Annotated in this window: 23 protein-coding genes and 1 tRNA gene; 6 read left to right on the forward strand and 18 right to left on the reverse strand. The window is 73.8% G+C overall.

Features of this window, described 5'->3' with window-relative positions; all coding sequences use genetic code 11:
• Nucleotides 1-192: 192 nt before the first annotated feature.
• Together ACYVKY_RS13710 and ACYVKY_RS13715 are read right to left on the reverse strand one after the other, a co-directional pair.
• Nucleotides 193-1,473, reverse strand: a complete 1,281-nt coding sequence (locus tag ACYVKY_RS13710; protein WP_460435549.1) for an ABC transporter substrate-binding protein — start codon at nucleotides 1,471-1,473, stop codon at nucleotides 193-195.
• A gap of 145 nt (nucleotides 1,474-1,618) precedes the next feature.
• Nucleotides 1,619-2,275 (reverse strand): ANTAR domain-containing response regulator, encoded by a 657-nt coding sequence (locus ACYVKY_RS13715; RefSeq protein ID WP_460435577.1) that lies wholly within the window; start codon nucleotides 2,273-2,275, stop codon nucleotides 1,619-1,621.
• A 56-nt stretch (nucleotides 2,276-2,331) separates the two neighbouring features.
• On the opposite strand from ACYVKY_RS13715, the gene ACYVKY_RS13720 reads away from it, so the two are divergent.
• Both ACYVKY_RS13720 and ACYVKY_RS13725 read left to right on the forward strand, forming a co-directional pair.
• A tRNA-Leu gene (locus ACYVKY_RS13720) sits at nucleotides 2,332-2,404 on the forward strand.
• Between the two features lie 41 nt (nucleotides 2,405-2,445).
• On the forward strand, nucleotides 2,446-3,201 hold the full coding sequence (locus tag ACYVKY_RS13725; protein ID WP_460435550.1) for a transcriptional regulator: 756 nt from the start codon (nucleotides 2,446-2,448) through the stop codon (nucleotides 3,199-3,201).
• A gap of 17 nt (nucleotides 3,202-3,218) precedes the next feature.
• Here the strand turns inward: ACYVKY_RS13725 and pyk are convergent, their stop codons facing one another.
• From pyk to gltB, 3 genes are all read right to left on the reverse strand, one after another.
• Nucleotides 3,219-4,670 carry a pyruvate kinase gene (pyk, locus tag ACYVKY_RS13730; protein ID WP_460435551.1) on the reverse strand — a complete coding sequence of 484 codons (1,452 nt, stop codon included), beginning with the start codon at nucleotides 4,668-4,670 and terminating at the stop codon, nucleotides 3,219-3,221.
• A 61-nt stretch (nucleotides 4,671-4,731) separates the two neighbouring features.
• Complete coding sequence (locus ACYVKY_RS13735; RefSeq protein WP_460435552.1) at nucleotides 4,732-6,210, reverse strand: glutamate synthase subunit beta; 1,479 nt, start codon at nucleotides 6,208-6,210, stop codon at nucleotides 4,732-4,734.
• The gene (gene gltB, locus ACYVKY_RS13740) at nucleotides 6,203-10,768 is read right to left on the reverse strand and encodes a glutamate synthase family protein (protein WP_460435553.1); all 4,566 of its coding nucleotides are present in this window, start codon (nucleotides 10,766-10,768) and stop codon (nucleotides 6,203-6,205) included. Before gltB ends, ACYVKY_RS13735 begins: the two co-directional genes overlap by 8 nt.
• A gap of 274 nt (nucleotides 10,769-11,042) precedes the next feature.
• Between gltB and ACYVKY_RS13745 the strand changes: the two genes are divergently transcribed.
• A complete protein-coding gene (locus tag ACYVKY_RS13745; RefSeq protein ID WP_460435554.1) occupies nucleotides 11,043-11,507 on the forward strand; it encodes a VTT domain-containing protein in 465 nt (154 codons plus the stop codon).
• Here ACYVKY_RS13745 and lgt read toward each other — a convergent pair.
• The 4 genes from lgt to trpC are packed head-to-tail and all read right to left on the reverse strand — an operon-like array spanning nucleotide 11,400 to nucleotide 15,311.
• Nucleotides 11,400-12,359, reverse strand: coding sequence for a prolipoprotein diacylglyceryl transferase (lgt, locus tag ACYVKY_RS13750; RefSeq protein ID WP_460435555.1), 960 nt, complete (start codon nucleotides 12,357-12,359; stop codon nucleotides 11,400-11,402). The genes ACYVKY_RS13745 and lgt overlap by 108 nt on opposite strands.
• Entirely contained in the window at nucleotides 12,356-13,198 is an 843-nt protein-coding gene (trpA, locus tag ACYVKY_RS13755) for a tryptophan synthase subunit alpha (protein ID WP_460435556.1), read from the reverse strand. The genes lgt and trpA overlap by 4 nt, the downstream gene beginning before the upstream one ends.
• On the reverse strand, nucleotides 13,195-14,487 hold the full coding sequence (gene trpB, locus ACYVKY_RS13760; protein WP_460435557.1) for a tryptophan synthase subunit beta: 1,293 nt from the start codon (nucleotides 14,485-14,487) through the stop codon (nucleotides 13,195-13,197). Before trpB ends, trpA begins: the two co-directional genes overlap by 4 nt.
• Nucleotides 14,484-15,311: an indole-3-glycerol phosphate synthase TrpC gene (gene trpC, locus ACYVKY_RS13765; RefSeq protein WP_460435558.1), complete on the reverse strand. Its 828-nt coding sequence runs from the start codon at nucleotides 15,309-15,311 to the stop codon at nucleotides 14,484-14,486. Before trpC ends, trpB begins: the two co-directional genes overlap by 4 nt.
• 173 nt (nucleotides 15,312-15,484) lie before the next feature.
• On the opposite strand from trpC, the gene ACYVKY_RS13770 reads away from it, so the two are divergent.
• Together ACYVKY_RS13770 and ACYVKY_RS13775 are read left to right on the forward strand one after the other, a co-directional pair.
• Complete coding sequence (locus ACYVKY_RS13770; protein WP_460435559.1) at nucleotides 15,485-16,156, forward strand: DUF4190 domain-containing protein; 672 nt, start codon at nucleotides 15,485-15,487, stop codon at nucleotides 16,154-16,156.
• A gap of 104 nt (nucleotides 16,157-16,260) precedes the next feature.
• Complete coding sequence (locus tag ACYVKY_RS13775) at nucleotides 16,261-16,671, forward strand: DUF4190 domain-containing protein (RefSeq protein ID WP_460435560.1); 411 nt, start codon at nucleotides 16,261-16,263, stop codon at nucleotides 16,669-16,671.
• A gap of 70 nt (nucleotides 16,672-16,741) precedes the next feature.
• Here ACYVKY_RS13775 and ACYVKY_RS13780 read toward each other — a convergent pair whose 3' ends face one another.
• The 7 genes from ACYVKY_RS13780 to ACYVKY_RS13810 are packed head-to-tail and all read right to left on the reverse strand — an operon-like array spanning nucleotide 16,742 to nucleotide 23,612.
• The gene (locus tag ACYVKY_RS13780) at nucleotides 16,742-17,164 is read right to left on the reverse strand and encodes a DUF2752 domain-containing protein (RefSeq protein ID WP_460435561.1); all 423 of its coding nucleotides are present in this window, start codon (nucleotides 17,162-17,164) and stop codon (nucleotides 16,742-16,744) included.
• Between the two features lie 2 nt (nucleotides 17,165-17,166).
• Complete coding sequence (locus ACYVKY_RS13785; protein WP_460435562.1) at nucleotides 17,167-17,403, reverse strand: HGxxPAAW family protein; 237 nt, start codon at nucleotides 17,401-17,403, stop codon at nucleotides 17,167-17,169.
• Nucleotides 17,400-17,990 carry a Trp biosynthesis-associated membrane protein gene (locus ACYVKY_RS13790; protein WP_460435563.1) on the reverse strand — a complete coding sequence of 197 codons (591 nt, stop codon included), beginning with the start codon at nucleotides 17,988-17,990 and terminating at the stop codon, nucleotides 17,400-17,402. The genes ACYVKY_RS13785 and ACYVKY_RS13790 overlap by 4 nt, the downstream gene beginning before the upstream one ends.
• Complete coding sequence (locus ACYVKY_RS13795; protein ID WP_460435564.1) at nucleotides 17,987-19,540, reverse strand: anthranilate synthase component I; 1,554 nt, start codon at nucleotides 19,538-19,540, stop codon at nucleotides 17,987-17,989. The genes ACYVKY_RS13790 and ACYVKY_RS13795 overlap by 4 nt, the downstream gene beginning before the upstream one ends.
• Nucleotides 19,537-19,905, reverse strand: a complete 369-nt coding sequence (gene hisI / locus ACYVKY_RS13800; protein ID WP_460435565.1) for a phosphoribosyl-AMP cyclohydrolase — start codon at nucleotides 19,903-19,905, stop codon at nucleotides 19,537-19,539. The genes ACYVKY_RS13795 and hisI overlap by 4 nt, the downstream gene beginning before the upstream one ends.
• A gap of 33 nt (nucleotides 19,906-19,938) precedes the next feature.
• Complete coding sequence (locus tag ACYVKY_RS13805) at nucleotides 19,939-21,762, reverse strand: ABC transporter ATP-binding protein (protein WP_460435566.1); 1,824 nt, start codon at nucleotides 21,760-21,762, stop codon at nucleotides 19,939-19,941.
• Complete coding sequence (locus ACYVKY_RS13810; RefSeq protein ID WP_460435567.1) at nucleotides 21,759-23,612, reverse strand: ABC transporter ATP-binding protein; 1,854 nt, start codon at nucleotides 23,610-23,612, stop codon at nucleotides 21,759-21,761. Before ACYVKY_RS13810 ends, ACYVKY_RS13805 begins: the two co-directional genes overlap by 4 nt.
• A gap of 84 nt (nucleotides 23,613-23,696) precedes the next feature.
• On the opposite strand from ACYVKY_RS13810, the gene ACYVKY_RS13815 reads away from it, so the two are divergent.
• Nucleotides 23,697-24,338 carry a TIGR03085 family metal-binding protein gene (locus ACYVKY_RS13815; protein ID WP_460435568.1) on the forward strand — a complete coding sequence of 214 codons (642 nt, stop codon included), beginning with the start codon at nucleotides 23,697-23,699 and terminating at the stop codon, nucleotides 24,336-24,338.
• A gap of 12 nt (nucleotides 24,339-24,350) precedes the next feature.
• On the opposite strand, the gene hisF is transcribed toward ACYVKY_RS13815, so the two are convergent.
• A complete protein-coding gene (hisF, locus tag ACYVKY_RS13820; protein ID WP_460435569.1) occupies nucleotides 24,351-25,121 on the reverse strand; it encodes an imidazole glycerol phosphate synthase subunit HisF in 771 nt (256 codons plus the stop codon).
• Nucleotides 25,122-25,145: 24 nt separating this feature from the next.
• Nucleotides 25,146-25,769, reverse strand: a complete 624-nt coding sequence (locus ACYVKY_RS13825) for a dihydrofolate reductase family protein (RefSeq protein WP_460435570.1) — start codon at nucleotides 25,767-25,769, stop codon at nucleotides 25,146-25,148.
• Between the last annotated feature and the right edge of the window lie 4 nt (nucleotides 25,770-25,773).

Genomic DNA, 25,773 nt, shown 5'->3' on the forward strand with positions numbered 1-25,773 from the left:
TCCCCCGCACGTCCCGCCAGAGCCCCGTCCGGTCCACCGGACGGGGCTCTCGCACGTGGTGAGCAGAACACGGGCGTCCGCGGACGCCGGACGCCCCGTTCCTGCGCATCCGGCGCCGGCCCCGACCGCCCATCGATCTCCTGCGGACGCACGAAGGGCCCGGCCGTGAGGCCGGGCCCTTCGCGTCACCGATCAGAGCGTGCCGGGCACGTACTCCAGGTTGGTGTACTTGTTGTCGGCGCCGTACTGGTACACGCCGATGGTGGCCTGCGTCGGGTCACCCTTGTCGCTGAACTCGACCGGACCGGACTTGCCGTCGTAGTCGATGTCGGTGCCGTCCGCGAGCAGGTCGGCGCAGGTCTTGAAGTCCGAGCACTTCTCGCCCTCGGCCGACACGGCCTGCAGCTGGGCCGCGATGGCCTCGCCCGAGTCGTCACCGGCGGCGATGGCGGCCAGCGCGATCAGAATCGTCGCGTCGTAGGACTCCGGCGCGTAGCTGTAGTCCTTGAGCTCCGGGTCGACCGCGAGCAGCGCGTCCCGGAAGGCCTGGTCGGCCTCGGCGCCCGGCAGGGTGCCCTTGACGCCCTCGAGGGTGCCGGGGGCGAAGTCGGCGCTGTAGTCCGACAGGTTGCCGTCGACGAAGTAGAGCGGCACGGTGTCGGGGCCGATGCCCTGCGCCTGCAGCTCGGGGACGATCTTCTTGGTCTCCTCGAAGCCGACCAGGACGATCGCCTCGGGGTTCTGGCCCTTGAGCTCGGTGACCTCGGCCGAGAAGCTGGCGGCCTTGGGGTCGTAGATGATCGGGCCGTCGCCGGTGATGGCGCCGCCGCCGCCCTCGAGCGAGAGCTGGATGTTCTCGGCGAGGCCGGTGCCGTACGGGTCGTCGAGGGCGAGGACGCCCACGTTCAGGTACCCGTCGTTGAGCAGGACGTCACCCATCACGCGACCCTGGAGCACGTCGGACGGCGCGGTACGGAAGTACAGGCCGTTGTCGTCGTAGTCGGTGAAGTCGGGCGAGGTGTTCGCCGGCGAGAAGTGGACGACGCCCGCACCGGTGATCTTGTCGATGACGGTGAACGAGACGCCCGACGACGCGGCGCCGATGACGGCGTCGACGTTCTCGGACAGGAGACGGTCCACGGACTGCGAGGCGATGTCGGTCGAGGTGTCGCCGGAGTCGGAGTCGACCTTGCGGACCTCCTTGCCGTTCACGCCGCCGGCCGCGTTGATCTCGTCGATCGCGAGCTGGACACCGGCGAACTCGGGCGGGCCGAGGAACGCGAGGTTGCCCGTCTGCGGCAGCAGGGTGCCGATGACGAGCTCGCCGTCACCCGTGGCCGCGCCGCCGTCGGAGGACGTCTCGGACGCCGTGGTGCCCGGGTCGTCCTCCTCGCCACCGCCGCAGGCCGCGAGCGCGAGCGCCGCGATACCCAGAACCGCCGTCGTGCGCCAGGCGCGCGCGGGTCGGATCATGAATCGTTCTCCTTCTTCCGGCTGGGCGGGTGGCCCAGCACCGCTGGTGGAGCGACCGTACCTGCCGGGGGTGCTGCCAGTCAGTCACATCGGAAGATGGTGACGTCGTTGTTGCCGACTCGTGACCTCGTGCGGCGGAAGGCTGTCAGCCGCGCGCCGGACGGCGCTTGCCCGCAGCGGGCTTGGACGCCTGCGAGACCACCACGTCGGCCACCTCGCGCATGCTGAGGCGGCGGTCCATCGAGGTCTTCTGGATCCAGCGGAAGGCCTCGGGCTCGGACAGCCCCATCGACTGCATCAGCAGGCCCTTCGCGCGCTCGACGGCCTTGCGGGTCTCGAACCGCTCGGTGACGTCGGCGACCTCCTCCTCGAGCGCGAGGATCTCGCGGTGCCGGCTGATCGCGATCTCGACCGCGGGCAGCAGCTGGGAGGCGTTGAACGGCTTGACGACGTACGCCATGGCGCCGGCGTCGCGGGCCCGCTCGACCAGCTCGGTCTGCGAGAAGGCGGTGAGCAGGACGACGGGCGCGAGGCGTTCCTTGCCGATCCGCTCCGCGGCCGAGATGCCGTCCATGACAGGCATCTTCACGTCCATGACGACCACGTCGGGGCGAGTCTCCTCGGCCAGGCGCACCGCCGCCTCGCCGTCGCCGGCCTCCCCCACGACGTCGAACCCGTTCTCGCGCAACGTCTCGACGACGTCGAGCCGGATGATGGCCTCGTCCTCCGCGACGACGACGCGACGTCGTCCGGTCGGCGCCTCGACGGCCGGCTCGGCGGCGTCAGCGGGCTGGGCAGGCAGGCTGTCCTCGGTGCTCACGTGGGCTAGCCTATGACGCAGATGTTTCGCTCGCGTTAGCCCCGGTACCCCAACGGCAGAGGGCGACGACTCAAACTCGTTTCAGTGTGGGTTCGAATCCCACTCGGGGCACGCACGCGACGCTGTCGGTGGTGAGCGGCAGGCTTCGCGACGTGCACCCTCTCGACGTGGTGACGGCCGCGCTCGAGGCCGTGCAGGCGGGCGAACCGGTCACCGACGCAGCGCGCAGGCTGGGTCTGCCGCGCAGCACGCTCGCGGGCTGGGTGCGGTCGGGGCCGCCTGCCCGTCCCTCGACGCGCCCGTGCCCGCGGTGCACCGGTTCGTCCCTCGATGAGGGGGCGTACGCGCACCTGCTCGGGCTCTACCTGGGTGACGGCTGCCTCAGCGAGCAGGTACGTCGCGGCGTCTACGCCCTCCGCATCGCCTGCGCCGACGACTACCCCCGGCTGGTGCAGGAGTGCGAGAACAGCATCCGAGCGGTGCGTCCCGGCGCCGTGTCGCGCGTCCGCAAGCAGGGGTGCGTCTCGGTCGAGGCGTACTGGACGCACTGGCCCTGCCTGTTCCCGCAGCACGGCCCCGGTCGCAAGCACGAGCGCCCCATCGTCCTCGAGCCGTGGCAGCGCGAGGTCGTCGAGCAGCACCCGGGCCGGTTCCTGCGCGGAATGTTCCACTCCGACGGCTGCCGGGTGCAGAACTGGGCGACCCGCACGGTCGACGGCGTCACGATCAGGTACGAGGGCTACCCGCGGTACTTCTTCAGCAACCGGTCGGCCGACGTGATCAGCCTGTGCACCTGGGCGCTCGACCTGCTCGGGGTCCGGTGGACGCGCCCGCGGCCCGACCACGTCTCCGTGGCGCGCCGCGACGCGGTCGCCGTGCTCGACGAGCACGTCGGGCCGAAGACGTGACCTCGGCCGGCCGCGAGCTACTCCTGCGGCGACCGGTAGGCCGGGGCTACGCCGTCGACGGCGTCACCCATCGTGTGCACGCGCATCGCGTTCGTCGAGCCGGGGATGCCGGGAGGCGACCCGGCGACGATCACGACCTGCTCGCCCTTCTCCGCCCGGCCGATCGACAGCAGCGAGGTGTCGACCTGGAGCACCATCTCGTCGGTGTGCTTGACGAAGGGCGCGAGGAACGTCTCGATGCCCCAGGTCAGCGCCAGCTGCGAGCGCACCCGCGGCTCGGGCGTGAACGCCAGCACGGGGATGCGTGAGCGCAGCCGCGACATCCGCCGCGCCGAGTCGCCGGACTGGCTGAAGGTCACCAGGTACTTCACGTCGAGCAGCGAGCCGACCTGCGAGGCGGCCCAGGTGATCGCGCCGCCCTTGGTGCTCGGCTGGGTGCCGAGCGGCTGGATGCGCTCGAGGCCGTGGTCCTCGGTGTTCTCGATGATGCGGGCCATCGTGCGCACCGCCTCGAACGGGTACTTCCCGACGCTGGTCTCGCCGGAGAGCATGATCGCGTCGGCGCCGTCCAGCACGGCGTTCGCGGCGTCGGACGCCTCCGCGCGGGTGGGGCGCGGCGAGCCGATCATCGACTCGAGCACCTGGGTGGCGACGATCACGGGCTTGGCGTTGCGGCGGGCGATCTCGACGGCGCGCTTCTGCACCAGCGGCACCTGCTCGAGCGGCAGCTCGACGCCGAGGTCGCCGCGGGCGACCATGATCGCGTCGAAGGTCACGACGATCTCGTGCAGGTTCTCGACGGCCTGCGGCTTCTCGATCTTGGCGATGACGGGGACGCGGAAGCCCTCCTCGTCCATGATCCGGCGGACGTCGTCGACGTCGGCGGCGCTGCGCACGAACGACAGCGCGACCATGTCCACGCCTGTGCGCAGCGCCCACCGCAGGTCCTCGGCGTCCTTGTCGGACAGCGCCGGGACGCTCACCGCGACGCCGGGAAGGTTCAGACCCTTGTTGTTGCTGACCGGCCCGGGCACGACGCACTCGGTGTGCACGTCGTTGCCCTCGACCGACAGCACCTTCAGCGACACCTTGCCGTCGTCGACCAGGATCGTGTCGCCGGCGGCGACGTCGCCGGGCAGGCCGACGTGGGTGGTCGAGACCCGGTCGGCGGTGCCGACGACGTCGTCGGTGGTGATCGTCAGCCGGTCGCCGACGGCGAGGTCGACGGGCCCGTCGGCGAACCGTCCGAGCCGGATCTTCGGGCCCTGCAGGTCTGCGAACACGCAGACGGCGCGGCCGGTCTCGTCGCTCGCCCGGCGCACGTGCTGGTACGCGGTCAGGTGGTCGGCGTGGTCGCCGTGGCTGAGGTTCAGGCGGGCGACGTCCATGCCGGAGCGGACGAGCTCGAGCACGTTCTCGTAGCTCCCGACGGCGGGTCCCAGCGTGCAGACGATCTTGGCTCGGCGCATGGCTCCAACCTAGTTGTGGCGGCGACCCGCGGGTGACGCGGGTCACACGGTGGGACGACGGTCAGACGGTGAGCGGGCGCGCCGTGGGCGGGATCGGCGCGGGCAGCGTGGTGGTGCCGGTGAGGAACCGGTCGACGCCGGCGGCGCACGCCCGTCCCTCGGCGATCGCCCACACGATCAGCGACTGCCCGCGACCGGCGTCGCCCGCCACGAAGACGCCGTCGCGCGAGGACATGTAGGAGTCGTCGCGGCGCACGTTGCCGCGCTCGTCGAGCTCGACGCCGAGCTGCTCGACCAGCCCCTGCTGCTGCGGGCCGGTGAAGCCCATCGCGAGCAGGACGAGCTGGGCGGGGATCTCGCGCTGGGACCCCTCCACCGGACGGAACCGGCCGTCGACCATCTCGACCTCCTCGAGCCGCAGCGCGCCGACGGCGCCGTCGCCGTCGTCGACCAGCTCGCTGGTGCTGACGGCGTAGACCCGCTCGCCGTTCTCCTCGTGGGCGGACGAGACCCGGTAGATCATCGGGTAGGTGGGCCACGGGTGGGCGTCGGAGCGCTCCTCGGCGGGCCGCGGCATGATCTCGAGCTGGGTCACCGAGCGGGCGCCCTGGCGGGTGGCGGTGCCGAGGCAGTCGGCGCCGGTGTCGCCGCCGCCGATCACGACGACGTCGAGACCCTCGGCGCTCACCAGCGGCTGGCCGGGCAGCGGCTCCTCCCCCACGGCGACGCGGTTGGCGGGCGGCAGGTACTCCATCGCCTGCAGCACACCGCGCAGCTCGCGCCCGGGGACGGGCAGGTCGCGCGGGACGGTCGCTCCGACCGCCAGCACCACCGCGTCGTAGCGGTCGACGAGCTGCTGGCCCGAGAGCGCACCCTCGCCCTCGCCACCGACGTCGGTGCCGGGACGGAACCGGGTGCCCTCGGCGGCCATCTGCTCGAGCCGGCGGTCGAGCACCGCCTTCTCCATCTTGAACTCGGGGATGCCGTACCGCAGCAGCCCCCCGATCCGGTCGGCGCGCTCGAACACGGCGACGGTGTGGCCCGCGCGCGTCAGCTGCTGCGCGGCGGCCAGGCCGGCGGGACCGGAGCCCACGACCGCGACGGTCTTGCCCGACAGCCGGTCCGGCGGCTGCGGGCGCACCGTGCCGCGGCCGAACGCGGTGTCGACGATCGACACCTCGACCTGCTTGATGGTGACCGGCGGCTGGTTGATGCCGAGCACGCACGAGGCCTCGCACGGCGCCGGGCAGAGCCGTCCGGTGAACTCCGGGAAGTTGTTGGTGGCGTGCAGGCGCTCGATCGCCTCGTCCCAGTCGTCGCGCCAGACCAGGTCGTTCCACTCCGGGATCAGGTTCCCGAGAGGGCAGCCCTCGTGGCAGAACGGGATGCCGCAGTCCATGCACCGGCCGGCCTGGCGGTGCAGCTGCGCCGGGTCCTGCGCCTCGTAGACCTCGCGCCAGTCCATGATCCGGATCGGCACGGGCCGCCGGGTCGGCAGCTCGCGCTCTCGCTGGGACAGGAAGCCCTTCGGGTCAGCCACGGGTGCCCTCCATGATGCGGGACCAGACGACGTCGCCGTCGGGGTCGAGCCCCTCGTCGACGGCGAGGGAGCGCAGCTCGAGCACGCGGGCGTACTCGCGCGGCACGAGCCGGGTCAGGCGCGTGCGCACCTGCGCGGGGTCGTCGAGCAGCTCCTGCGCGACGGTCGAACCGGTGTGCTCGACGTGGCGGCGCAGCAGGTCGGTGACGACCTCGACGTCGGCGTCGTCGAGCGGCGCGGGAGACAGGTCGCCGGTGCGGACGGCCTGCGGGTTGAGCCGCGCCTCGTCGAGGTCGAGCACGTAGGCGGTGCCGCCCGACATGCCCGCCCCGAAGTTGCGGCCGGTGGGGCCGAGCACCAGGACGGTGCCACCGGTCATGTACTCGCAGCCGTGGTCGCCGACGCCCTCGACGACCGCGGTCGCGCCGGAGTTGCGGACGCAGAACCGCTCGCCCACCAGGCCCCGCAGGTACAGCTCGCCCGAGGTGGCGCCGTACCCGATCACGTTGCCCGCGATGACGTTCTCCTGCGGCACGAACGACGCGGCCGGGTCGGGACGCACGACGAGCGTCCCGCCGCACAGGCCCTTGCCCACGTAGTCGTTGGCGTCGCCGACGAGCCGTAGCGTCACCCCGCGCGGCACGAACGCCCCGAACGACTGGCCGCCGGACCCGGTGAGGGTCAGGTCGATCGTCCCGGGCTCGAGGCCGTCGGCGCCGAACCGCTTGGTGACCTCGTGGCCGAGCATCGTCCCGACGGTGCGGTTGACGTTGCGGACGGCGACCTCGCCGCGCACCTGCGTGCCGTTCTCCAGCGCGTCGGCCGCGACCGTCACCAGCTGGTGGTCGAGCGCCTTGGCCAGGCCGTGGTCCTGCTCGGTCGTGCGCCGGCGGGCGGCGCCCTCGGCGAGCTCGGGCACGTGCAGGATCGGCGTCAGGTCCAGGCCCGAGGCCTTCCAGTGGTCGACGGCGCGGCGGGTGTCGAGCAGCTCGGCGTGGCCGATCGCCTCGTCGAGGCTGCGGAAGCCGAGGTCGGCGAGCAGCTCGCGCACCTCCTCGGCGACGAACCGGAAGAAGTTCACGACGTACTCGGCCTTGCCGCTGAACCGCGCCCGCAGGTCGGGGTTCTGGGTGGCAACGCCCACGGGGCAGGTGTCGAGGTGGCAGACCCGCATCATGATGCAGCCGCTCACCACGAGGGGTGCGGTGGCGAAGCCGTACTCCTCGGCGCCGAGCAGTGCGGCCACCACGACGTCGCGGCCGGTCTTCAGCTGGCCGTCGGCCTGCACCACGATGCGGTCGCGCAACCCGTTCAGCAGCAGCGTCTGCTGCGTCTCGGCCAGGCCGAGCTCCCACGGCGCACCGGCGTGCTTGAGCGAGGTGAGCGGGCTCGCGCCGGTGCCGCCGTCGTGGCCCGAGATGAGCACGACGTCGGCGTGCGCCTTGCTGACACCGGCCGCGACGGTGCCCACGCCGATCTCGGAGACCAGCTTCACGTGGATGCGCGCCGCCGGGTTGGCGTTCTTCAGGTCGTGGATGAGCTGGGCGAGGTCCTCGATCGAGTAGATGTCGTGGTGCGGCGGCGGCGAGATGAGGCCGACCCCGGGCGTCGAGTGCCGGGTGCGGGCGACCCACGGGTACACCTTCGGACCGGGCAGCTGGCCGCCCTCACCGGGCTTGGCCCCCTGCGCCATCTTGATCTGGATGTCGTCGGCGTGGGTGAGGTACATCGAGGTCACGCCGAACCGGCCGGACGCGACCTGCTTGATGGCAGAACGCCGCTCGGGGTCGAGCAGCCGCTCGACGTCCTCGCCGCCCTCGCCGGTGTTCGACTTCGCGCCGAGCCGGTTCATCGCGATCGCGAGCGTCTCGTGCGCCTCCATGCTGATCGAGCCGTAGCTCATCGCGCCGGTGGAGAAGCGCCGCACGATCGCCTCGACCGGCTCGACCTCCTCGAGCGGCACGGCGGGGCGCGAGCCGGTGCGCAGCGCGAACAGGCCCCGCAGCGTCATCAGCCGCTGCGACTGCTCGTCGACCCGCTGCGTGTACTGCTTGAACACGTCGTACCGGCCGGTGCGGGTGGAGTGCTGCAGCCGGAACACGGTGTGCGGGTCGAACAGGTGCGGCTCGCCCTCGCGGCGCCACTGGTACTCGCCGCCGACGGTGAGCCGGCGGTGGGCCGGGCGCAACCCGCCCGGGGGGTACGCCGTCGCGTGCCGCGCGGCGACCTCGGCGGCGATGACGTCGAGCCCGACGCCGCCGAGCTGGCTGGTGGTGCCGGTGAAGTACGCCTCGACCAGCTCGGGGTCGAGGCCGATCGCCTCGAACACCTGCGCGCCGCGGTACGACGCGACGGTCGAGATGCCCATCTTGCTCATCACCTTGAGCACGCCCTTGCCGAGCGCGTAGATGAGCTGCCGCACAGCGGCGTCCGGCTCGACGCCGGTGATCTGGCCGCTGCGGCAGAGGTCCTCGACCGACTCCATCGCCAGGTACGGGTTGACCGCCGCGGCGCCGTACCCGATGAGCAGCGCGACGTGGTGCACCTCGCGCACGTCACCGGCCTCGATCACGAGACCGACCTGCGTGCGCGTCTTCTCGCGGATCAGGTGGTGGTGCACGGCGCTGGTGAGCAGCAGCGACGGGATCGGCGCGTGGTCGGCGTCGGAGTCGCGGTCGGACAGCACGACGAACCGCGCGCCGCCGTCAATCGCTTGCGACACCTCCTCGCAGATGTCCCAGAGGCGTTCTGCCAGAGCGGCTCCCCCGCCGTCGACGCGGTAGAGGCCCTTGATCTTCACCGTGCCGTAGCCGGGCAGGTCGCCGTCGAGGTTGAGGTGCACGACCTTGGCGAGCTCGTCGTTGTCGATCACCGGGAAGTCGAGCACGACCTGGCGGGCGTGCGCCGGGCCGGCCGTGAGCACGTTGCCCTCCGGGCCCATCGCCGTGCCGAGCGAGGTGACGAGCTCCTCGCGGATGGCGTCGAGCGGCGGGTTGGTGACCTGCGCGAACAGCTGGGTGAAGTAGTCGAACAGCAGCCGGGGCCGCGCCGACAGCACGGCGACCGGGGTGTCGGTGCCCATCGACCCGATCGGCTCGGCGCCGGTGCGCGCCATTGGGGCGACGAGCAGGCGCAGCTCCTCCTCGGTGTAGCCGAAGGTCTGCTGGCGCCGGGTGACCGAGGAGTGCGTGTGCACCACGTGCTCGCGCTCGGGCAGGTCGGCGAGCCGGATGAGCCCTGCGTGCAGCCACTCGTCGTACGGGTGCTGCGCCGCGAGCTCGGACTTGATCTCGTCGTCGTCGACCAGGCGCCCGGCCTCGGTGTCGACCAGGAACATCCGGCCCGGCTGCAGCCGTCCCTTGCGGCTGACGGTGGCGGGGTCGAGCTCGAGCACGCCCGCCTCGCTCGCGAGCACCACCAGGCCGTCGTCGGTGACCCAGTAGCGCGACGGCCGCAGGCCGTTGCGGTCGAGCACCGCGCCGATGAGCGAGCCGTCGGTGAAGACCAGGTCGGCCGGGCCGTCCCAGGGCTCCATGAACATCGAGTGGTACTCGTAGAACGCCTTGCGGGCCGGGTCCATCGAGTCGTGGTTCTCCCACGCCTCCGGGATCATCATCAGCACCGCGTGCGGCAGCGAGCGGCCGCCGAGGTGCAGCAGCTCGAGCACCTCGTCGAACGAGGCCGAGTCGGAGCCCTCGGGGTCGCAGATGGGCGACAGCCGCGACAGGTCGCCGGGGATCACGTCGCTCTCGAGCTGGCTCTCGCGGGCGTGCATCCAGTTCCGGTTGCCGCGGACGGTGTTGATCTCGCCGTTGTGGGCGATGTACCGGTACGGGTGCGCGAGCGGCCACGACGGGAACGTGTTCGTCGAGAACCGCGAGTGGACGACCGCGAGGGTGGTCTCGTAGCGCCGGTCGGACAGGTCGGAGAAGAACGGCTCGAGCTGCCCCGTCGTGAGCATGCCCTTGTAGACGATCGTGCGGCTCGACAGCGAGGCCAGGTAGACGCCGGCCTCGTGCTCGATCCGCTTGCGGGCGCAGAACGCGAGCCGGTCGAGCGCCAGACCGCGCAGCGGCAGCGCCGACGCGCTGACGAACAGCTGGCGGAACAGCGGCATGCACGACGACGCGATCGACCCGACGAGCGAGGCGGTCACCGGCACGTCGCGCCATCCGAGGACCTTCAGCCCCTCCTCGCCGCAGATGCGCTCGACCTCGGCCACCGCCGCGGCCGCCTCGGCCTCGTCGGCGGGCAGGAACACCGTGCCGACGGCGTACGCGCCGGCGGCCGGGAGCTCGACCCCGGCGACCTCGCGCAGGAACCGGTCGGGGACCTGGGTGAGGATGCCGGCGCCGTCGCCGGAGTCGACCTCGGCTCCCACCGCGCCGCGGTGGTCGAGGTTGCGCAGCGCGGTGAGGGCGTGGTCGACGATGTCGTGCCCGGGGGTGCCGCGCAGGGTCGCCACGAAGGCGACGCCGCACGCGTCGTGCTCGTGCGACCCGGTGTAGAGACCCTGGGGGGCCGGACGGGCCGAGTGGCGGGTGAAGGGCGACTGCACGGGCACCGTCCTCGGTGGTCGGCCGCTGCGCGACGCAGGGGGCGTGGGTGGGTCCGCGCGGGACGGACCCGGCGGGCGGTCCGAGGGGGCGTCGTCGACCCTCGGGCTGGCCCGACGATACACGAGCGAAACACCCGCAGACGCGTTCCGCCACGCACGAGCGTCCGCATCATGAGACCGAACGTCCTACGAGGTGGACGGCGTCGTGCGGTGCCACGAGCACGCCCCGAACGCCTAGGCTGAGCCGTCCGCACGGGCGCACGAGGGGGTGGGTGTGGAGCTGCTGGCGACGTTCGCCTACTGCCTGGCGAGCGCCGTGGTGTGGGTGATGAACGCCGAGGCCTACCTGCTGGTCGCCGCCGCCACGATGGACACCCCGACGCCGTGGCTCGCCCTCGCCGCCGCCACCGGCCAGGTGAGCGGGAAGATGGTCTTCTACCTGCTGGGCCTCGGCGCCGTGAAGAACCCCTGGCTGCAGCGCAAGGCGGTCACCAGGGGCCGGCTCGTCGAGTGGATGCGCCGGCTCGCGCAGTGGTGCGAGGCGCACCCGACCCGCGCGTTCGCCGTGGTGGCCCTCAGCGCCTCGGTCGGGCTGCCGCCGATCGCGGCCACCAGCGTGCTCGCCGGGACGCTACGGATGCGCTGGTGGGTCTTCGCGGCGACCGCCGTCGCCGGCCGGTTCCTTCGCTTCCTGCTCGTCCTGCAGGTTCCAGGACTCTTCGGCTACGACGAGGTCTGACACCACGGGCTCCGGCTCGCGTCCGGGCAGCCACGCCGACTGCTCGCGACCGGGGTGGCGGCGCTGCGACACCACGAACGCGGCCACCGCCAGGGCGAACAGCAGGATCGAGGTCCAGATGTTCAGCCGCAGGCCGAGCACGCGCTCGGCGTCGTCGATGCGGACGGCCTCGATCCAGACCCGGCCGAGCGTGTAGAGCGCGACGTACGCCCAGAACACCCGGCCGTGGCCGAGCCGGAACCGCTTGTCGAGCCACAGCAGCACCAGGGCGGCCGCGACGTTCCACAGCAGCTCGTACAGGAAGGTCGGGTGGAAGGTCGCGAACTCCTCGTAGCCGGCCGGCCGGTACTGCGGGTCGATCGCGAGCGCCCACGGCAGCGTGGTGGGTCCGCCGAACAGCTCCTGGTTGAACCAGTTGCCGAGGCGTCCGACGGCCTGCGCGAGCAGGACGCCCGGGGCCACGGCGTCGGCGAAGGTCGACAGCCGCAGCCCGGCGCGGCGGCAGCCGATGGCTGCGCCGACGGCGCCGAGCGCGATCGCGCCCCAGATGCCGAGACCGCCCTCCCAGATGCGCAGCGCCTTGGCGGGGTCGCCGTCGGGGCCGAAGTAGGCGTCCGGCGACGAGATCACGTGGTAGAGCCGCCCCCCGACGATGCCGAACGGCACCGCCCAGATGGCGACGTCGGCGACGGCCCCGGGCGGGCCGCCGCGCTCGGTCAGCCGGCGCTGGCCGAGCCAGATCGCCAGCACGATGCCCGCGAGGATGCACAGCGCGTAGGCGCGCACCGGGAACGGCCCGAGGTGCCAGACACCCTGCGACGGGCTCGGGATGGCGAGCAGCACCGAGGTCATGACGACGCCACCGCCTCGACGCCGTGCACGGCGTCGGCGAGGTCGGTGGCCAGGCGCGCGAGACGGCGGCGGCCGTCGGCCGGGTCGTCGGCCTCGAGCAGGCACCGCACCAGGGCCGAGCCGACGATGACGCCGTCGGCGTAGCGACCGACCTCGGCCGCCTGGTCGGGGGTCGAGACGCCCAGGCCGACGCAGACGAACCGCTCGACGCCGAGGTCGTCGGCCGCCTGCCGGGTGCGGCGCACCAGGTGCTCGGCCTGCGCGCCGACGCTCGTCCGCTCGCCGGTGACGCCCATCAGCGAGGCGGCGTAGACGAACCCGCGGCACGCCTCGACCGTCGACGCGAGGCGCTGCTCGGTGGACGACGGCGCGACCAGGAACACGGTGTCGAGGTCGTGCGCGCGCGCCGCCTCGAGCCAGTCGGGCCCGCTGTCGGGGGTGAGGTCGGGCGTGATGAGACCCGCTCCCCCGGCGGCGTCGAGGTCGCGGGCGAACGCCTGCGGCCCGTAGCGCAGCACCGGGTTCCAGTACGTCATCACCACGACGGCGGCGTCGCCGCGGTGGGCGGCGACCTGCTCGACCGTGGCGACCACGTCGCGGGTGCGGGTGCCCTGCGCGAGCGCCTGCACGCAGGCGGCCTGGATCACCGGGCCGTCGAGCGAGGGGTCGGAGTAGGGCAGGCCGAGCTCGACCAGGTCGACCCCGCAGTCGAGCAGCACCGTGGCGGCGTCGGCGGCGCCGGCGACGTCCGGGAAGCCGGCGGGCAGGTAGCCGACGAGCGCCGGTCGTCCGAGCGCCCGCGACGCGGCGAGGACCTGCGCCGACCGGGTGCCGCTCACCAGCCCTGCCCCGCGTCCGGCTGGTCCTGCTCGGCCACGGCCTGGACGGCCGAGGCGTCGACGCCCGGCTGGTCGTCGAGCAGCCCGAACCAGCGGGCGGCGGTGTCGACGTCCTTGTCGCCGCGGCCGGACAGGTTCACCAGCACGACGCCGTCGGGGCCGAGCCGCTGCCCCTCGCGCAGCGCGCCCGCCAGGGCGTGCGCGCTCTCGATGGCCGGGATGATGCCCTCGGTACGTGCCAGCAGCGCCATCGCGTCCATCGCGTCGGTGTCGGTGACGCCCTCGTACCGCGCCCGGCCCGTGGCGTGCAGCCAGGCGTGCTCGGGCCCGACGCCGGGGTAGTCGAGGCCGGCCGACACCGAGTGCGACTCGACCGTCTGGCCGTCCTCGTCCTGCAGGACGAAGGTGCGCGCGCCGTGCAGGACGCCGGGGTCGCCGGCGCTGATCGAGGCCGCGGTGCGCCCGGTGTCGACGCCGTCGCCCGCCGCCTCGAGCCCGAGCAGCTCGACGTCGGTGTCGTCGTAGAAGGCGTGGAAGATGCCGATCGCGTTCGACCCGCCCCCGACGCAGGCGGCCACGACGTCCGGCAGGCGACCGGTGAGGTCGAGCACCTGGGCCCGCGCCTCGACGCCGATGACCCGCTGCAGGTCGCGCACCATCGCCGGGAACGGGTGCGGCCCGGCGGCGGTGCCGAACAGGTAGAAGGTGTCGTCGACGTGGGCGACCCAGTCGCGGAACGCCTCGTTGATGGCGTCCTTGAGGGTGCGCGAGCCGGCCGTCACCGGCACCACCTCGGCGCCGAGGAGGCGCATGCGCGCCACGTTGAGCGCCTGCCGCTGGGTGTCGGCCTCGCCCATGTAGACGGTGCAGCTCAGGCCGAACAGCGCGGCGGCGGTGGCGCTGGCGACGCCGTGCTGCCCGGCGCCGGTCTCGGCGATGACGCGGGTCTTGCCCATCCGGCGGGCCAGCAGCGCCTGCCCGAGCACGTTGTTGATCTTGTGCGAGCCGGTGTGGTTGAGGTCCTCGCGCTTGAGCAGGACGCGGGCGCCACCGGCGTGCTTCGCGAACCGCGGCACCTCGGTGAGGATGCTCGGCCGCCCGGTGTAGGTGCGGTGCAGCGACTGCAGCTCGCGGTCGAAGGTGGGGTCGAGCCGGGCCTTGGCCCACGCGTCGGCGACCTCGTCGACGACGGCGACCAGCGCCTCGGGCACGAACCGGCCGCCGAAGTCGCCGAACCAGGGCCCCCGCTCGCCCGGGACGTCGTCGGTGGTGGGGTCGGTGGCGGTCACCGCTGCGCCAGCCGGACCGCCGGGTGCGCCCCGGCGCTGACGAGGTCGGCCACGGCGGTGCGCGGGTCGCCGCCGGTGACCAGGGCCTCGCCGACGAGGACGGCGTCGGCCCCGGCGCGCGCGTACTCGAGCACGTCGTGCGGGCCGCGGACGCCGGACTCGGCGATCCGGACCACCCCGGCGGGGATCAGCGGCGAGACCCTGGCGAACTGGTCGCGGTCGACCTCGAGGGTGGTGAGGTCGCGGGCGTTCACGCCGATGACGCGGGCGCCGGCGTCGGCCGCCCGGGCGACCTCCTCGGCCCCGTGCACCTCGACCAGCGCGGTCATCCCGAGCGAGTGGATGCGCTCGGTGAGGCCGACCAGGGTCGGCTGGTCGAGCGCGGCGACGATCAGCAGGACGAGGTCGGCGCCGTGCGCCCGCGCCTCCCACACCTGGTAGGGCGTGACGACGAAGTCCTTGCGCAGCACCGGGATGTCGACGGCGGCGCGGACGGCGGCGAGGTCGTCGAGGCTGCCGGCGAACCGGCGCCGCTCGGTGAGGACGCTGACCACGCTCGCCCCGCCCGCCTCGTAGTCGCCGGCGAGGGCGGCCGGGTCGGCGATCGCGGCGAGGGCGCCCTTGCTGGGGCTCGACCGCTTCACCTCGGCGATGACGCGCACCGGCTGCCCGGGCGAGGTCGCCGGGCCGGTGAGGGCCGGGACGGCGTCGAGCGCCTCCGGCCGCTGCGCCGCGAGCTCCTGCAGGCGCTCCAGCGGCGTGACCGCCTCACGGGCGGCGAGGTCCTCCCGGACGCCGACGAGGATGTCGTCGAGCACGCTCACTGGGGTGGCTCCGGATCTGTCGGGGCGCCGTCGGGGGCGGCGGCACCGTACGGGCGCGTGCGGTCGATGCTAGCCCGCACCGGAGGGGTGGCCCGACCCCGGCCCGACTACGGTGGGGCGACGACCGCGAACGGGCCGCGCCACCGGACGGCCTCACCACACCGGGAGAGACCGTGACGACACCCCCGACCGAGCCCACCGACGGCGAGCAGCCGCAGGGCGGCACGTCCCCGTTCTCCTTCGAGAAGCCGGCCGACCAGCAGCAGCCGCAGCAGCCGTCCTACGGCCAGCAGGAGCAGCCGTCCTACGGCCAGCAGGAGCAGCCGTCCTACGGCCAGCAGGAGCAGCCGTCCTACGGCCAGCAGGAGCAGCCGTCCTACGGCCAGCAGGAGCAGCCGTCCTACGGCCAGCAGCAGAGCCCGTACGGCCAGCAGCCCTACGCCCAGCCCGAGCAGCAGGGGTACGGCCAGCCGCAGGGGTACGACCCGCAGCAGTCCCAGCAGGGGTACGCGACCCAGTCCTACGGCAGCGGCTACGCGACGCAGGGCTACGGCGGCTACGCCACCGGCACGCCCGCCCCGTCCTCGGGCCTGGCCGTCGGCGCGCTCGTCGCCGGCATCGTGTCGATCCTGACGTTCCTGTGCGGTTTCCTCGCCATCCCGGCCGGCATCGCCGCCGTGGTGCTCGGCTTCGTCGCCCTGAACAAGGTCAAGGCCGGCACCGGCGGCGGCCGCGGCCTGGCGATCGCGGGCATCGCCTGCGGCGCCGTCGGCGGCGTCCTCAGCCTGATCGTGACGATCGCCGCGATCGCCACCGGCAACGCGGACTTCAGCACCAGCCCCTGAGCGGCGCGCCAGCGGGCCGGTCCCGGCCGTTCCCCCTAGGGTGGTCCGCACCAGCGGACCCCCTGCGACGTGGCGGGCCCGCGTGAACAGGGGAGAACACTGACGTGACCACACCTCCGAACGACCCGGGCGGCTACGGCGGCGGCGCCGGCTACGGCGGCGCGCCGTCGTACGGCACCCCGGCCGGCGGCTCGCGCACCAACGTCATGGCCATCATCGCCATCATCGCCGGCGTCCTCGCGATCATCGCGTCCTGCCTGTGGTTCGTGGCCGGCCCGCTCGGCATCGCGGCGATCGTCCTGGGCGTGCTCGGCCGCGGCAAGGCCAAGCGCGGCGAGGCCGGCGGCGGCGGGCTGGCGATGGCCGGCATCATCACCGGCGCCATCGGCCTGGTGCTGACCATCGTGCTGACGCTGATCGGCGTGAGCTTCCTCAACCAGTTCGAGAACTGCACCGACCCGAGCCTGACGGCCGAGGAGCAGCAGGCCTGCGTCGAGGAGCAGGTCGGCGGCTGATCGTCTCCACGACGCCGGAGGGCGCCACCCCGCTCGGGGTGGCGCCCTCCGTGCGTCCCGGGTGGCCGGTTCAGACCGGCGCGGGCCCCAGGGCCTCGAAGCCGGGCAGGTTGCGCACGACGGCGAAGACCACCCAGAGCGCGGTGGCGGCACCGACGGTCCAGCCGTTGAGGTAGCGCTGCCAGCGGACCGGCACGCCACGCGCACGCGACCAGGTCCACACCACCCACCAGACCGCGAGACCGGCCGCCAGCAGCACGGCGGCCGCGTTCGACGAGAGCGCGGCGCCGACGTCGAGGTGCGCGAGGTCGTTGACCGCCCGCAGGCCGCCGCAGCCGGGGCACCAGTGACCGGTGACGCCGAGGAACGCGCAGCTGCCCCACGAGCCGGCGACGTGCGGGTCGCGGACGGCGAGGGCGACGAACGCCCCGGCGCCGAGCGCGCCGACGGCGAGGGGCGCGCGCAGCGCCCGCAGCCGGTCGGTGGGCGGCACCGTCAGTGGTGGCTCGCGTGCTCGCCGAAGCCCATGGCGGTCAGCACCTTGCCGAGGATCGCGCCGATCACGATGACGACGACGCCGACCCAGAAGAGCCACACCTGGGCGAACGGGAGGGCGATGCAGGAGATCAGCGTGCCGAGCAGGATGACGCCCACGGCCGTCCAGGCAGCGACGCTGTTGCCGTGCCCGACGGCGTGGGCGGTGGCTGCGGGAGAACGGGGGTCGTCGGTCATGGGTCCATCATGCCAGCCGTGGGGTCGTCGCCCCGGCTGAGGGCGTCCCAGTCGTCACCGCGCGTCGGGGCCGGGTCGCGCTCGAACCGGCGGGCGGTGCCCCACCGGCGTCCGGCGGCCAGGACGACGACCCCGACGAGCGCGGCGAGCACGGCGGCCACGACGGCGACGACGGGCCAGCCGGTGAGCCGCACCGACGCCACGTCGTCGGCGGTGACCGAGCCGGGGGTCAGCCCGGAGGCCTCCGCGACGGACGGCAGCACCGCGGCGGTCGGGTCGAGCAGCACCCCGGCGGCGACCACCGCCGCAGCCAGCCCGGCGAGCACGACGAGCGCACCGGCCACGACGCGCACGACCGGCCGCGCGAGCAGCAGCAGCCCGGCCGCGGCCAGGACGACGAGCCCGAGGGCACCCGCCGCGGGTGCCACGGCCGACCCGGACGCCATCACGACCTGGCGGCCGGCGACGGCACCGCCGGTGAGCAGGTCGGCCTGCGCGCTCACCCAGGTGCGGGAGGACGCCGCGAGCAGGACGACGGCCAGGACGACGAGGGCGACGACCACCGGCCCCTTGCCGAACCGGCTCACGGGCGTCCCGACCCGCCGGCCGGACGCAGCGTCGCCGCGGTGGCGACCGCGCGCAGCACCGCCGCCGCCTTGGCGCGGCACTCGGCGTCCTCGCTCTCCGGCACCGAGTCGGCGACGATGCCGGCACCGGCCTGCACGTGCGCGACCCCGTCGCGCAGCACGGCGGTGCGGATCGCGATCGCCATGTCGAGGTCGCCGGCGAAGTCGAGGTAGCCGACCGCTCCCCCGTAGACGCCGCGCCGCACCGGCTCCAGCTCGTCGATCAGCTCCATCGCCCGCGGCTTCGGTGCCCCCGACAGGGTCCCGGCGGGGAAGGCCGACCGGAGCACCTCGATCGCCGAGGTCCCCTGCCGCTGCTCGCCCGTCACGGTGGAGACCAGGTGCATGACGTGGCTGTAGCGCTCGAGGCCCATGAAGTCGACGACGTCGACGGTGCCGGGCTCGCAGACGCGGGCGAGGTCGTTGCGGGCGAGGTCGACGAGCATGAGGTGCTCGCTGCGCTCCTTGGCGTCGGCGAGCAGGTCCTCGCCCAGCCAGACGTCCTCCTCGGGCTTGCTCCCGCGCGGGCGGGTGCCGGCGATCGGGTGCGAGAGCACGCGCCCGCTCTCGACCTTCACCAGCGCCTCCGGGCTCGACCCGACGACGTCGAGTCCCGTGCCGTCGGGGGTCTGGCACCGGAACAGGTACATGTACGGGCTGGGGTTCGAGGCGCGCAGGCAGCGGTACACGTCGACGGCGTCGGCCGGGCAGTCGAGGTCGAAGCGCTGCGACAGCACCACCTGGAACACCTCGCCGTCGCGGATCGCCTGCAGGCCGGTGCGCACGGCCGCCAGGTAGTCCTCGCGCGCGGTGCGCTGGCGCGGCACCACCTCGCCGGGGACGTCGGTGACGGCGACGGTGGACGGCGCGGGCGCCTCGAGCTCGGCGGTCATCCGGTCGAGCCGCGACACCGCGTCCGCCCAGGCCTCGTCGACCCGCTCGTCGGTGTCGTCGTGGTTCACCGCGTTGGCCACGAGCAGCAGCGTCCCGTCGCTGTGGTCGAGCACGGCCATGTCGGTCGCGAGCGACATCAGCAGCTGCGGCACGCCGAGCTCGTCGGCCGCGTGCTCGGGCAGCCGCTCCCAGTGCCGCACCGCGTCGTAGCCGATGACGCCGACCATGCCGCCGGTGAGCGGCGGCAACCCCTCGAGCCGCGGCGTGTGCAGGGCCCCGAGCGTCCCGGCGAGCGCGTCGAGGGCCGGTCCGTCGGTCGGGACGCCGACCGGCGGCGTCCCGAGCCAGTGCGCCTGCCCCTCGACCTCGGTGAGCGTCGCGGCCGACGACGCGCCGACGAAGGAGTAGCGCGACCAGACGCCGCCGTGCTCGGCCGACTCCAGCAGGAACGTGCCGGGCCGGTCGTGGGACAGCTTGCGGTACAGGCCGATCGGCGTCTCGGCGTCGGCGAGCACCCGCTTCACGACGGGGATGACGCGGCGGTCGCGGGCGAGCTCGTGGAACACGTCGAGGCTCGGCCAGACCGTCCCGAGCTCGCGTCCGGGGCCGGCGCTCACTCGCCCACCGCCGCGCGGAGGTCGCCGGCGTCGAAGCAGGTGCGGTCGCCGGTGTGGCAGGCCGCGCCGACCTGGTCGACCCGCACGAGCAGGGCGTCGCCGTCGCAGTCGAGCGCCACCGACCGCACGTGCTGCACGTGCCCGGACGTGTCGCCCTTGCGCCAGTACTCCTGCCGGCTGCGGCTCCAGAACGTCACGCGCCCGGACGTCAGCGTGCGGTGCAGCGCCTCGTCGTCCATCCAGCCGAGCATGAGCACCTCGCCGCTGTCGTGCTGCTGCACGACCGCGGCGACGAGGCCGTCGGCGTCGCGCTTCAGGCGCGCCGCCACGGCGGGGTCGAGGTCGGACGAGGTCGTTCCGGGCACGAGGGCGATCCTCCCAGACGCGTCGGTCGCGATTCAGACCGACTTCAGCTGGGCCTGCCAGGACGCGTACATCCGCTGGTAGACGCCGCCGGCGTCGACGAGGTCGTCGTGCCGGCCCACCTCGACCACCCGGCCGGCGTCGACGACGACGACCTTGTCGGCCGCCTCGGCGGTCGACATCCGGTGGGCGATGGTCACCGACGTGCGGCCCGTCGTGACGCCGGACAGCGCGCGCTGCAGCCGCACCTCGGTGGCCGGGTCGACGGCCGAGGTGGCCTCGTCGAGCACCAGCAGGTCGGGGTCGGCCAGGTAGGCCCGGGCCAGCGCCACGAGCTGGCGCTCGCCCGCCGACAGCGACTCGCCGCGCTGGCCGACCCGCGACCGGATGCCGCGGGGCAGCCCGTCGACCCACTCGTCGAGGCCGAGCTCGGTGAGGGCCAGCTCGACGTCGGCGTCGGACGCCGACGGCCGGCCGTACCGGACGTTGTGCAGCAGCGTGTCGTCGAACAGGAAGCCCTCCTGCGGCACCATCACCACCCGCTCGCGCAGGGACGAGAACCGCACGTCCCGCAGGTCGACGCCGTCGAGCAGCACCCGACCGTCGCGCGGGTCCTGCAGCCGGGTGAGCAGCTTGGCCAATGTGGTCTTGCCCGAGCCGGTCTCGCCGACGATGGCCACCTTGGTGCGCGGCGCGATCGTCAGCGACACCTCGCGCAGCACCGGCTCGCCGCCGGGGTAGGCGAAGGTCACGTCGTCGAACTCGACCGTGATCGGGCCGCGCGGCAGCACGTGGCCCTCGGGGCCGGGGTCGGCGACGTCGGCCGGGGTGTCGAGCACCGCGAGCACGCGCCGCCAGCCGGCGACGGCGTTCTGCAGCTCGTTGAGGATCTCGGTGATGTTCATGACCGGGCCGGTGAAGATCTGCACCAGGAACAGGAACGCCAGCAGCTCGCCGAGGGTGATGTCGCCGTCGACGCCGGTCCAGGTGCCGACGAGCACCACCGCCGCCACGACCAGGCCCGAGACCAGCACGCCGGACGAGAAGCTGAGCGACACCAGGTTCTGCGCCCGCCGGGCGGCGAGCCGGTGCCTCTCGATGCTCTCCTCGACCCGGGCGCCGGTGCGCGCCTCGACCGCGTAGGCGCGGATGGTGTCGGCGCCGACGACGGTCTCGGAGATGGCGCCGAGCATGTCGCCGACGCGCTCGCGCACCCGGCCGTACGCCGCGGAGACGTACTTCTGCATCCACCGCCCGAACAGCACCAGCGGGACGAAGAACGCCAGCACCAGCAGCGTCAGCGGCCACGAGTACAGCGCCATCAGCAGCGTCGCGAGCGTCAGCTGGCCCACCGACAGGATCAGCATCAGGCCGCCGTACTGCATGAACTGCGAGATCGTGTCGACGTCGCTGGTGACCCGGCTGACCAGCGCGCCGCGGCGCTCGGTGTTCTGGGTGAGCACCGACAGGTCGTGCACGCGACGGAACGCCGTGGTGCGCAGCTGCGCCAGCCCCGCCTCGGTCGCGGTGAACAGCCGCAGGTTCACGACGTACGAGCAGAGCCCGGTGAGCGCGACGATCACGGCGGCCCCACCGACGAGCAGGGTGACGGCGTGCACGTCGGGGCCGCCGTCGGCGTTGATGCCGGTGTCGATGGTCTGCTGCACCGTCACCGGCACGATGACCCGCCCGACGGTGGCGACGACGGCCAGCGCGAGCGTGATGCCGAGGCCCTGGCGGATCTGCGGCGACAGCTCGAGCCCGCGCTTGAGCGTGCCGAGCACGCTGGTCTGCGCGGCGGCCTCGATGGACGACCCGGAGCCCTTGGCCTCCGGGCCGGGGACGGCGGCGGCGGTCATCGGTTCGCGGCCTCCTCGTAGGCGTTCACCAGGTGGCGGTAGCGCGGCTGGCGGTCGAGCAGCTCGGCGTGGGCGCCGCGGTCGACGACGCGGCCGCGCTCGACGAACACCACCTCGTCGGCCACTGAGATCGTCGCCTTGCGGTACGCCACGACGACGACCGTCAGCCCGGACGTGCTCTCGCGCAGGCCCGCGAGGATCGCCTGCTCGACGCGGGGGTCGACCGCCGACGTGGCGTCGTCGAGCACGAGCAGCCGGGGCGAGCGGACGACGGCGCGGGCCAGCGCGATGCGCTGCCGCTGCCCGCCGGACAGGCTGGCCCCGCGCTCCCCCACCCGGGTGTCGAGGCCGGACGGCAGCGCGGCGACGAACCGGTCGCCCTGCGCCAGCCGCAGCGCCTCCCAGACGGCGTCGTCGTCGAGCTCGACGCCGGCGTCGTCGGTGGCACCGAGGGTGATGTTGCCGCGCACGGTGTCGTCGAACACGAAGGTCGACTGCGGCACGAGCGCGGCGCTTCGGGCGACCCCGCCTTGGCGCACCTCGCGCGCGTCGACGCCGTCGAGCAGCAGCCGCCCGGACGCCGGGTCGACGAGCCGCACCAGCAGGCCCGCCAGCGTCGACTTGCCGGACCCGGTGGGCCCGACCACCGCCACGGTGCTGCCGGCCGCGACCTCGAGGTCGATGCCGTGCAGCACCTCGACCGGCTCGTCGTCGTCGGGCTCCGCGTCGGGGTCGTCGGACAGGTCGGAGTCACCCGCGCCCCGGTAGGCGTACCGCACGTCGTCGACCGCCAGCGCGGCCGCACCCTCGCGTCCGAGATCGGCGCTGCCGTAGGTCATCTCACCGGTGGCGGTGAGCACCGACTCGACCCGTCCGAAGCCGACCGCCGCGCGCGGCAGGTCGCCGAGCACCCAGCCGATCGCCCGCACCGGGAAGGCGAGGATGGTGAGCAGGTAGGCCACCTGCACGACGTCGCCCGCCGCGGCGTCGCCGGTGCTGACCCGCCAGGTGCCGAGCCCGAGCACGGCCAGCGTGCCGAAGGTGGGCAGCAGCTCGACGAGCGGGTCGAACACGCCGCGCAGGCGTCCGACGGCGACGTTCGCCTCGCGCAGCGTGTCGGCCGACGCGGCGAAGCGCGCGGTCTCGTCGGCCTCGCGGCCCAGCGCCTTCACCACCAGCGCACCGTCGAAGCTCTCGTGCGCGATCGCCGCGACCTCGGCGCGCAGCTGCTGCGAGCGCACGACCTTCGGCGAGATGACGCGCTGGTACACGATGTTCGCGATCGCGACCGCGGGCAGCACCGTCAGCCCGACCGCCGCGAGCACGGGGTCGGCCAGCACCATCGCGATGCCGGCGACCACGAGCATGAACAGCACGCCGATCGAGAACGGCAACGGGTTGAAGACCTGGAACGAGGCCTCGATGTCGCTGCTGGCGTTGCTCAGCAGCTGCCCGGTGGGGTGGCGGTGGTGCCAGGCGAGCGGCAGCCGCAGGTACTGCGACGAGACCCGCCGGCGGTAGTGCGCCATCAGGTTGATCGAGGTGAGCCCGGCGAAGATGCGGCGCACGGCCACGGCGACGGCGGTCATCAGCGAGACCAGGGCGAGCGCCCCGGCACCGAGCCAGAGCGTGCCTGCATCGACCCGGCCGGCGTCGAAGGACGGCTCGAGCACGCGGTCGGTGACGCGGCCGAGCACGTAGCCGCTGCCGGCCGTGCCGATGCCGTAGACGGCGGCGCCCACGACGGCCACCGCGAACATGCGCGGCTGCTGCCGGATGCCGCGCCACAGCACGCCGAAGCCGCGTCGCATGGTGCCCTGCCGCACCGTCGGTCGGACGGGTTCGGGCACGTGCGGGCCTGCCTTCCTGGCGCGGTGAGGGGGTACACGGAACCCTCTCACGTCGCGCCGACGGTCGTGGACGAGGATGGCGCCATGACCGCACCGAGCGCCCGTCCGACGCTGGCCGCCCGCGAGCGCGAGGCCCTAGCCGACTCGCTGCTCGCCACCGGGCCCGACGCCCCGACGCTGTGCGAGGGCTGGACGACGCGCGACCTGGCCCGGCACCTGGTGCTGCGCGAGGGCGACCCGCAGGCCGTCGTCCGGCTCGCGGTGGCGCACGCCCCCGTCCTGCGCGGGCGGCTGCCCGGCACCGACGCCCCGCCGCGCCCGTTCGAGGACCTCGTGGCGCGGTTCCGTTCCGGGCCCGCGCTGCCGGTGCCCACCCCGGTCGACACCCTGGTGAACACCGCCGAGCACTTCATCCACCACGAGGACGTGCGCCGCGCGCAGCCCGGCTGGACGGCCCGCCCGCTCGACCTCGACGACGAGAAGGCGCTCTGGGGCCCGACGCTGTTCATGGCCCGCCGCTCGTACCTGCGCTGCCCCGTCGGCGTCGTGCTGGTGGTGCCGGACGGCCCGCGCTCGAAGGTGCGTCGCGGCGCGCCGGCCGTCGTGCTGACCGGGCTCGCGTCCGAGCTGGCGCTGTACGTCACCGGTCGTCGCCCGCAGGCAGACGTCGCGCTGTCCGGCCCGGCCGACGCCGTGGCCGCGTTCGAGGCCTGGCTGGCGCGCTAGCGCACGGATCGCTCAGCGGACGGGGTGGCCCGCCGCCCGCAGCGAGTCCTTGACCTCGCCCACGGTGAGGTCGCCGAAGTGGAAGACGCTCGCGGCGAGCACGGCGTCGGCACCGGCCTCGACGGCCGGGGCGAAGTGCTCGACCGCGCCCGCTCCCCCGCTCGCGACCACCGGGATGCCCACGGCGGCGCGGACGAGCCGCAGCAGCTCGAGGTCGAACCCGTCGCGGGTGCCGTCGGCGTCCATCGAGTTCAGCAGGATCTCGCCGGCCCCCAGGTCGGCCACCTGCTGCGCCCAGACCACGGCGTCGAGCCCGGTGCCGCGCCGCCCACCGTGGGTGGTGACCTCGAACCCGGACGCGGTCGGCTCGCCGTCGCGCACCCGGCGCACGTCGAGCGAGAGCACGAGCACCTGGGAGCCGAACCGGTCGGCGATCTCACCGACCAGCGCGGGGCGCGCGATCGCGGCCGTGTTGACGCCGACCTTGTCCGCCCCGGCCCGCAGCAGCCGGTCGACGTCGTCGACCGCGCGCACGCCGCCGCCGACGGTCAGCGGGATGAACACCTGCTCGGCGGTGCGCCGCACCACGTCGTACGTCGTCTCGCGGTCCGACGACGAGGCCGTGACGTCGAGGAAGGTGAGCTCGTCGGCACCCTGGGCGTCGTAGCGCGCGGCCAGCTCGACCGGGTCGCCGGCGTCGCGCAGGTCGGCGAAGTTGACGCCCTTCACGACGCGCCCGGCGTCGACGTCGAGGCACGGGATGACGCGGACGGCGACGCTCACGTGGAGCGAGGCTAGTCGTGCCGCTCAGTCGGCGACGTACCCCGGTCCGGTGCGCGGGTTCGCCGGGCGGTCGCGGCGGACGTCGAACACCAGGTGCGTCACCCGGTCGCCCTGGACGACCCGCGGGTCCTCGAGCTCGATCGCCTCGGTGAGCGACCCGGTGCCGAAGAAGGGCCTGCCGCTGCCCAGCACGGCCGGCGCGAGGTGCATGACGACGCGGTCGACCAGCCCGAGGCGCAGGGCCTGACCGCCGACGTCGCCCGCCGTGATCGACACGTCGCGGTCGCCGGCGTACGCGCGTGCCCGCGCGACGGCCTCCTCGACGCTGCGCACGAAGGTGAACGGCGCGGTGTCCTTCCACGCCCAGTCGTCGGCGGGCCGGTGCGTCACCACGAAGACGTGCTCGCCGGCCGGGGGCCGCCCGCCCCAGCCGTCGACGAGGTCGAACAGGCGCCTGCCGATGATGCCGGCAGCCGTGCTCGTGCGGACGTCGTCGAGCACCGCGGCGGTCGGCGCCGACACGTGGAACACCCGTTCCTCGTCGCCGAGGTGCACGGCGACCGGGCCGTTGCCGTACCAGTCGAAGATCGGGCCCGGCAGGTCGTCGTCGGTGGCGACGAACCCGTCGAGCGAGACGGCTGCGTTCATCACG

It is taken from the genome of Angustibacter speluncae (genome assembly GCF_054777815.1).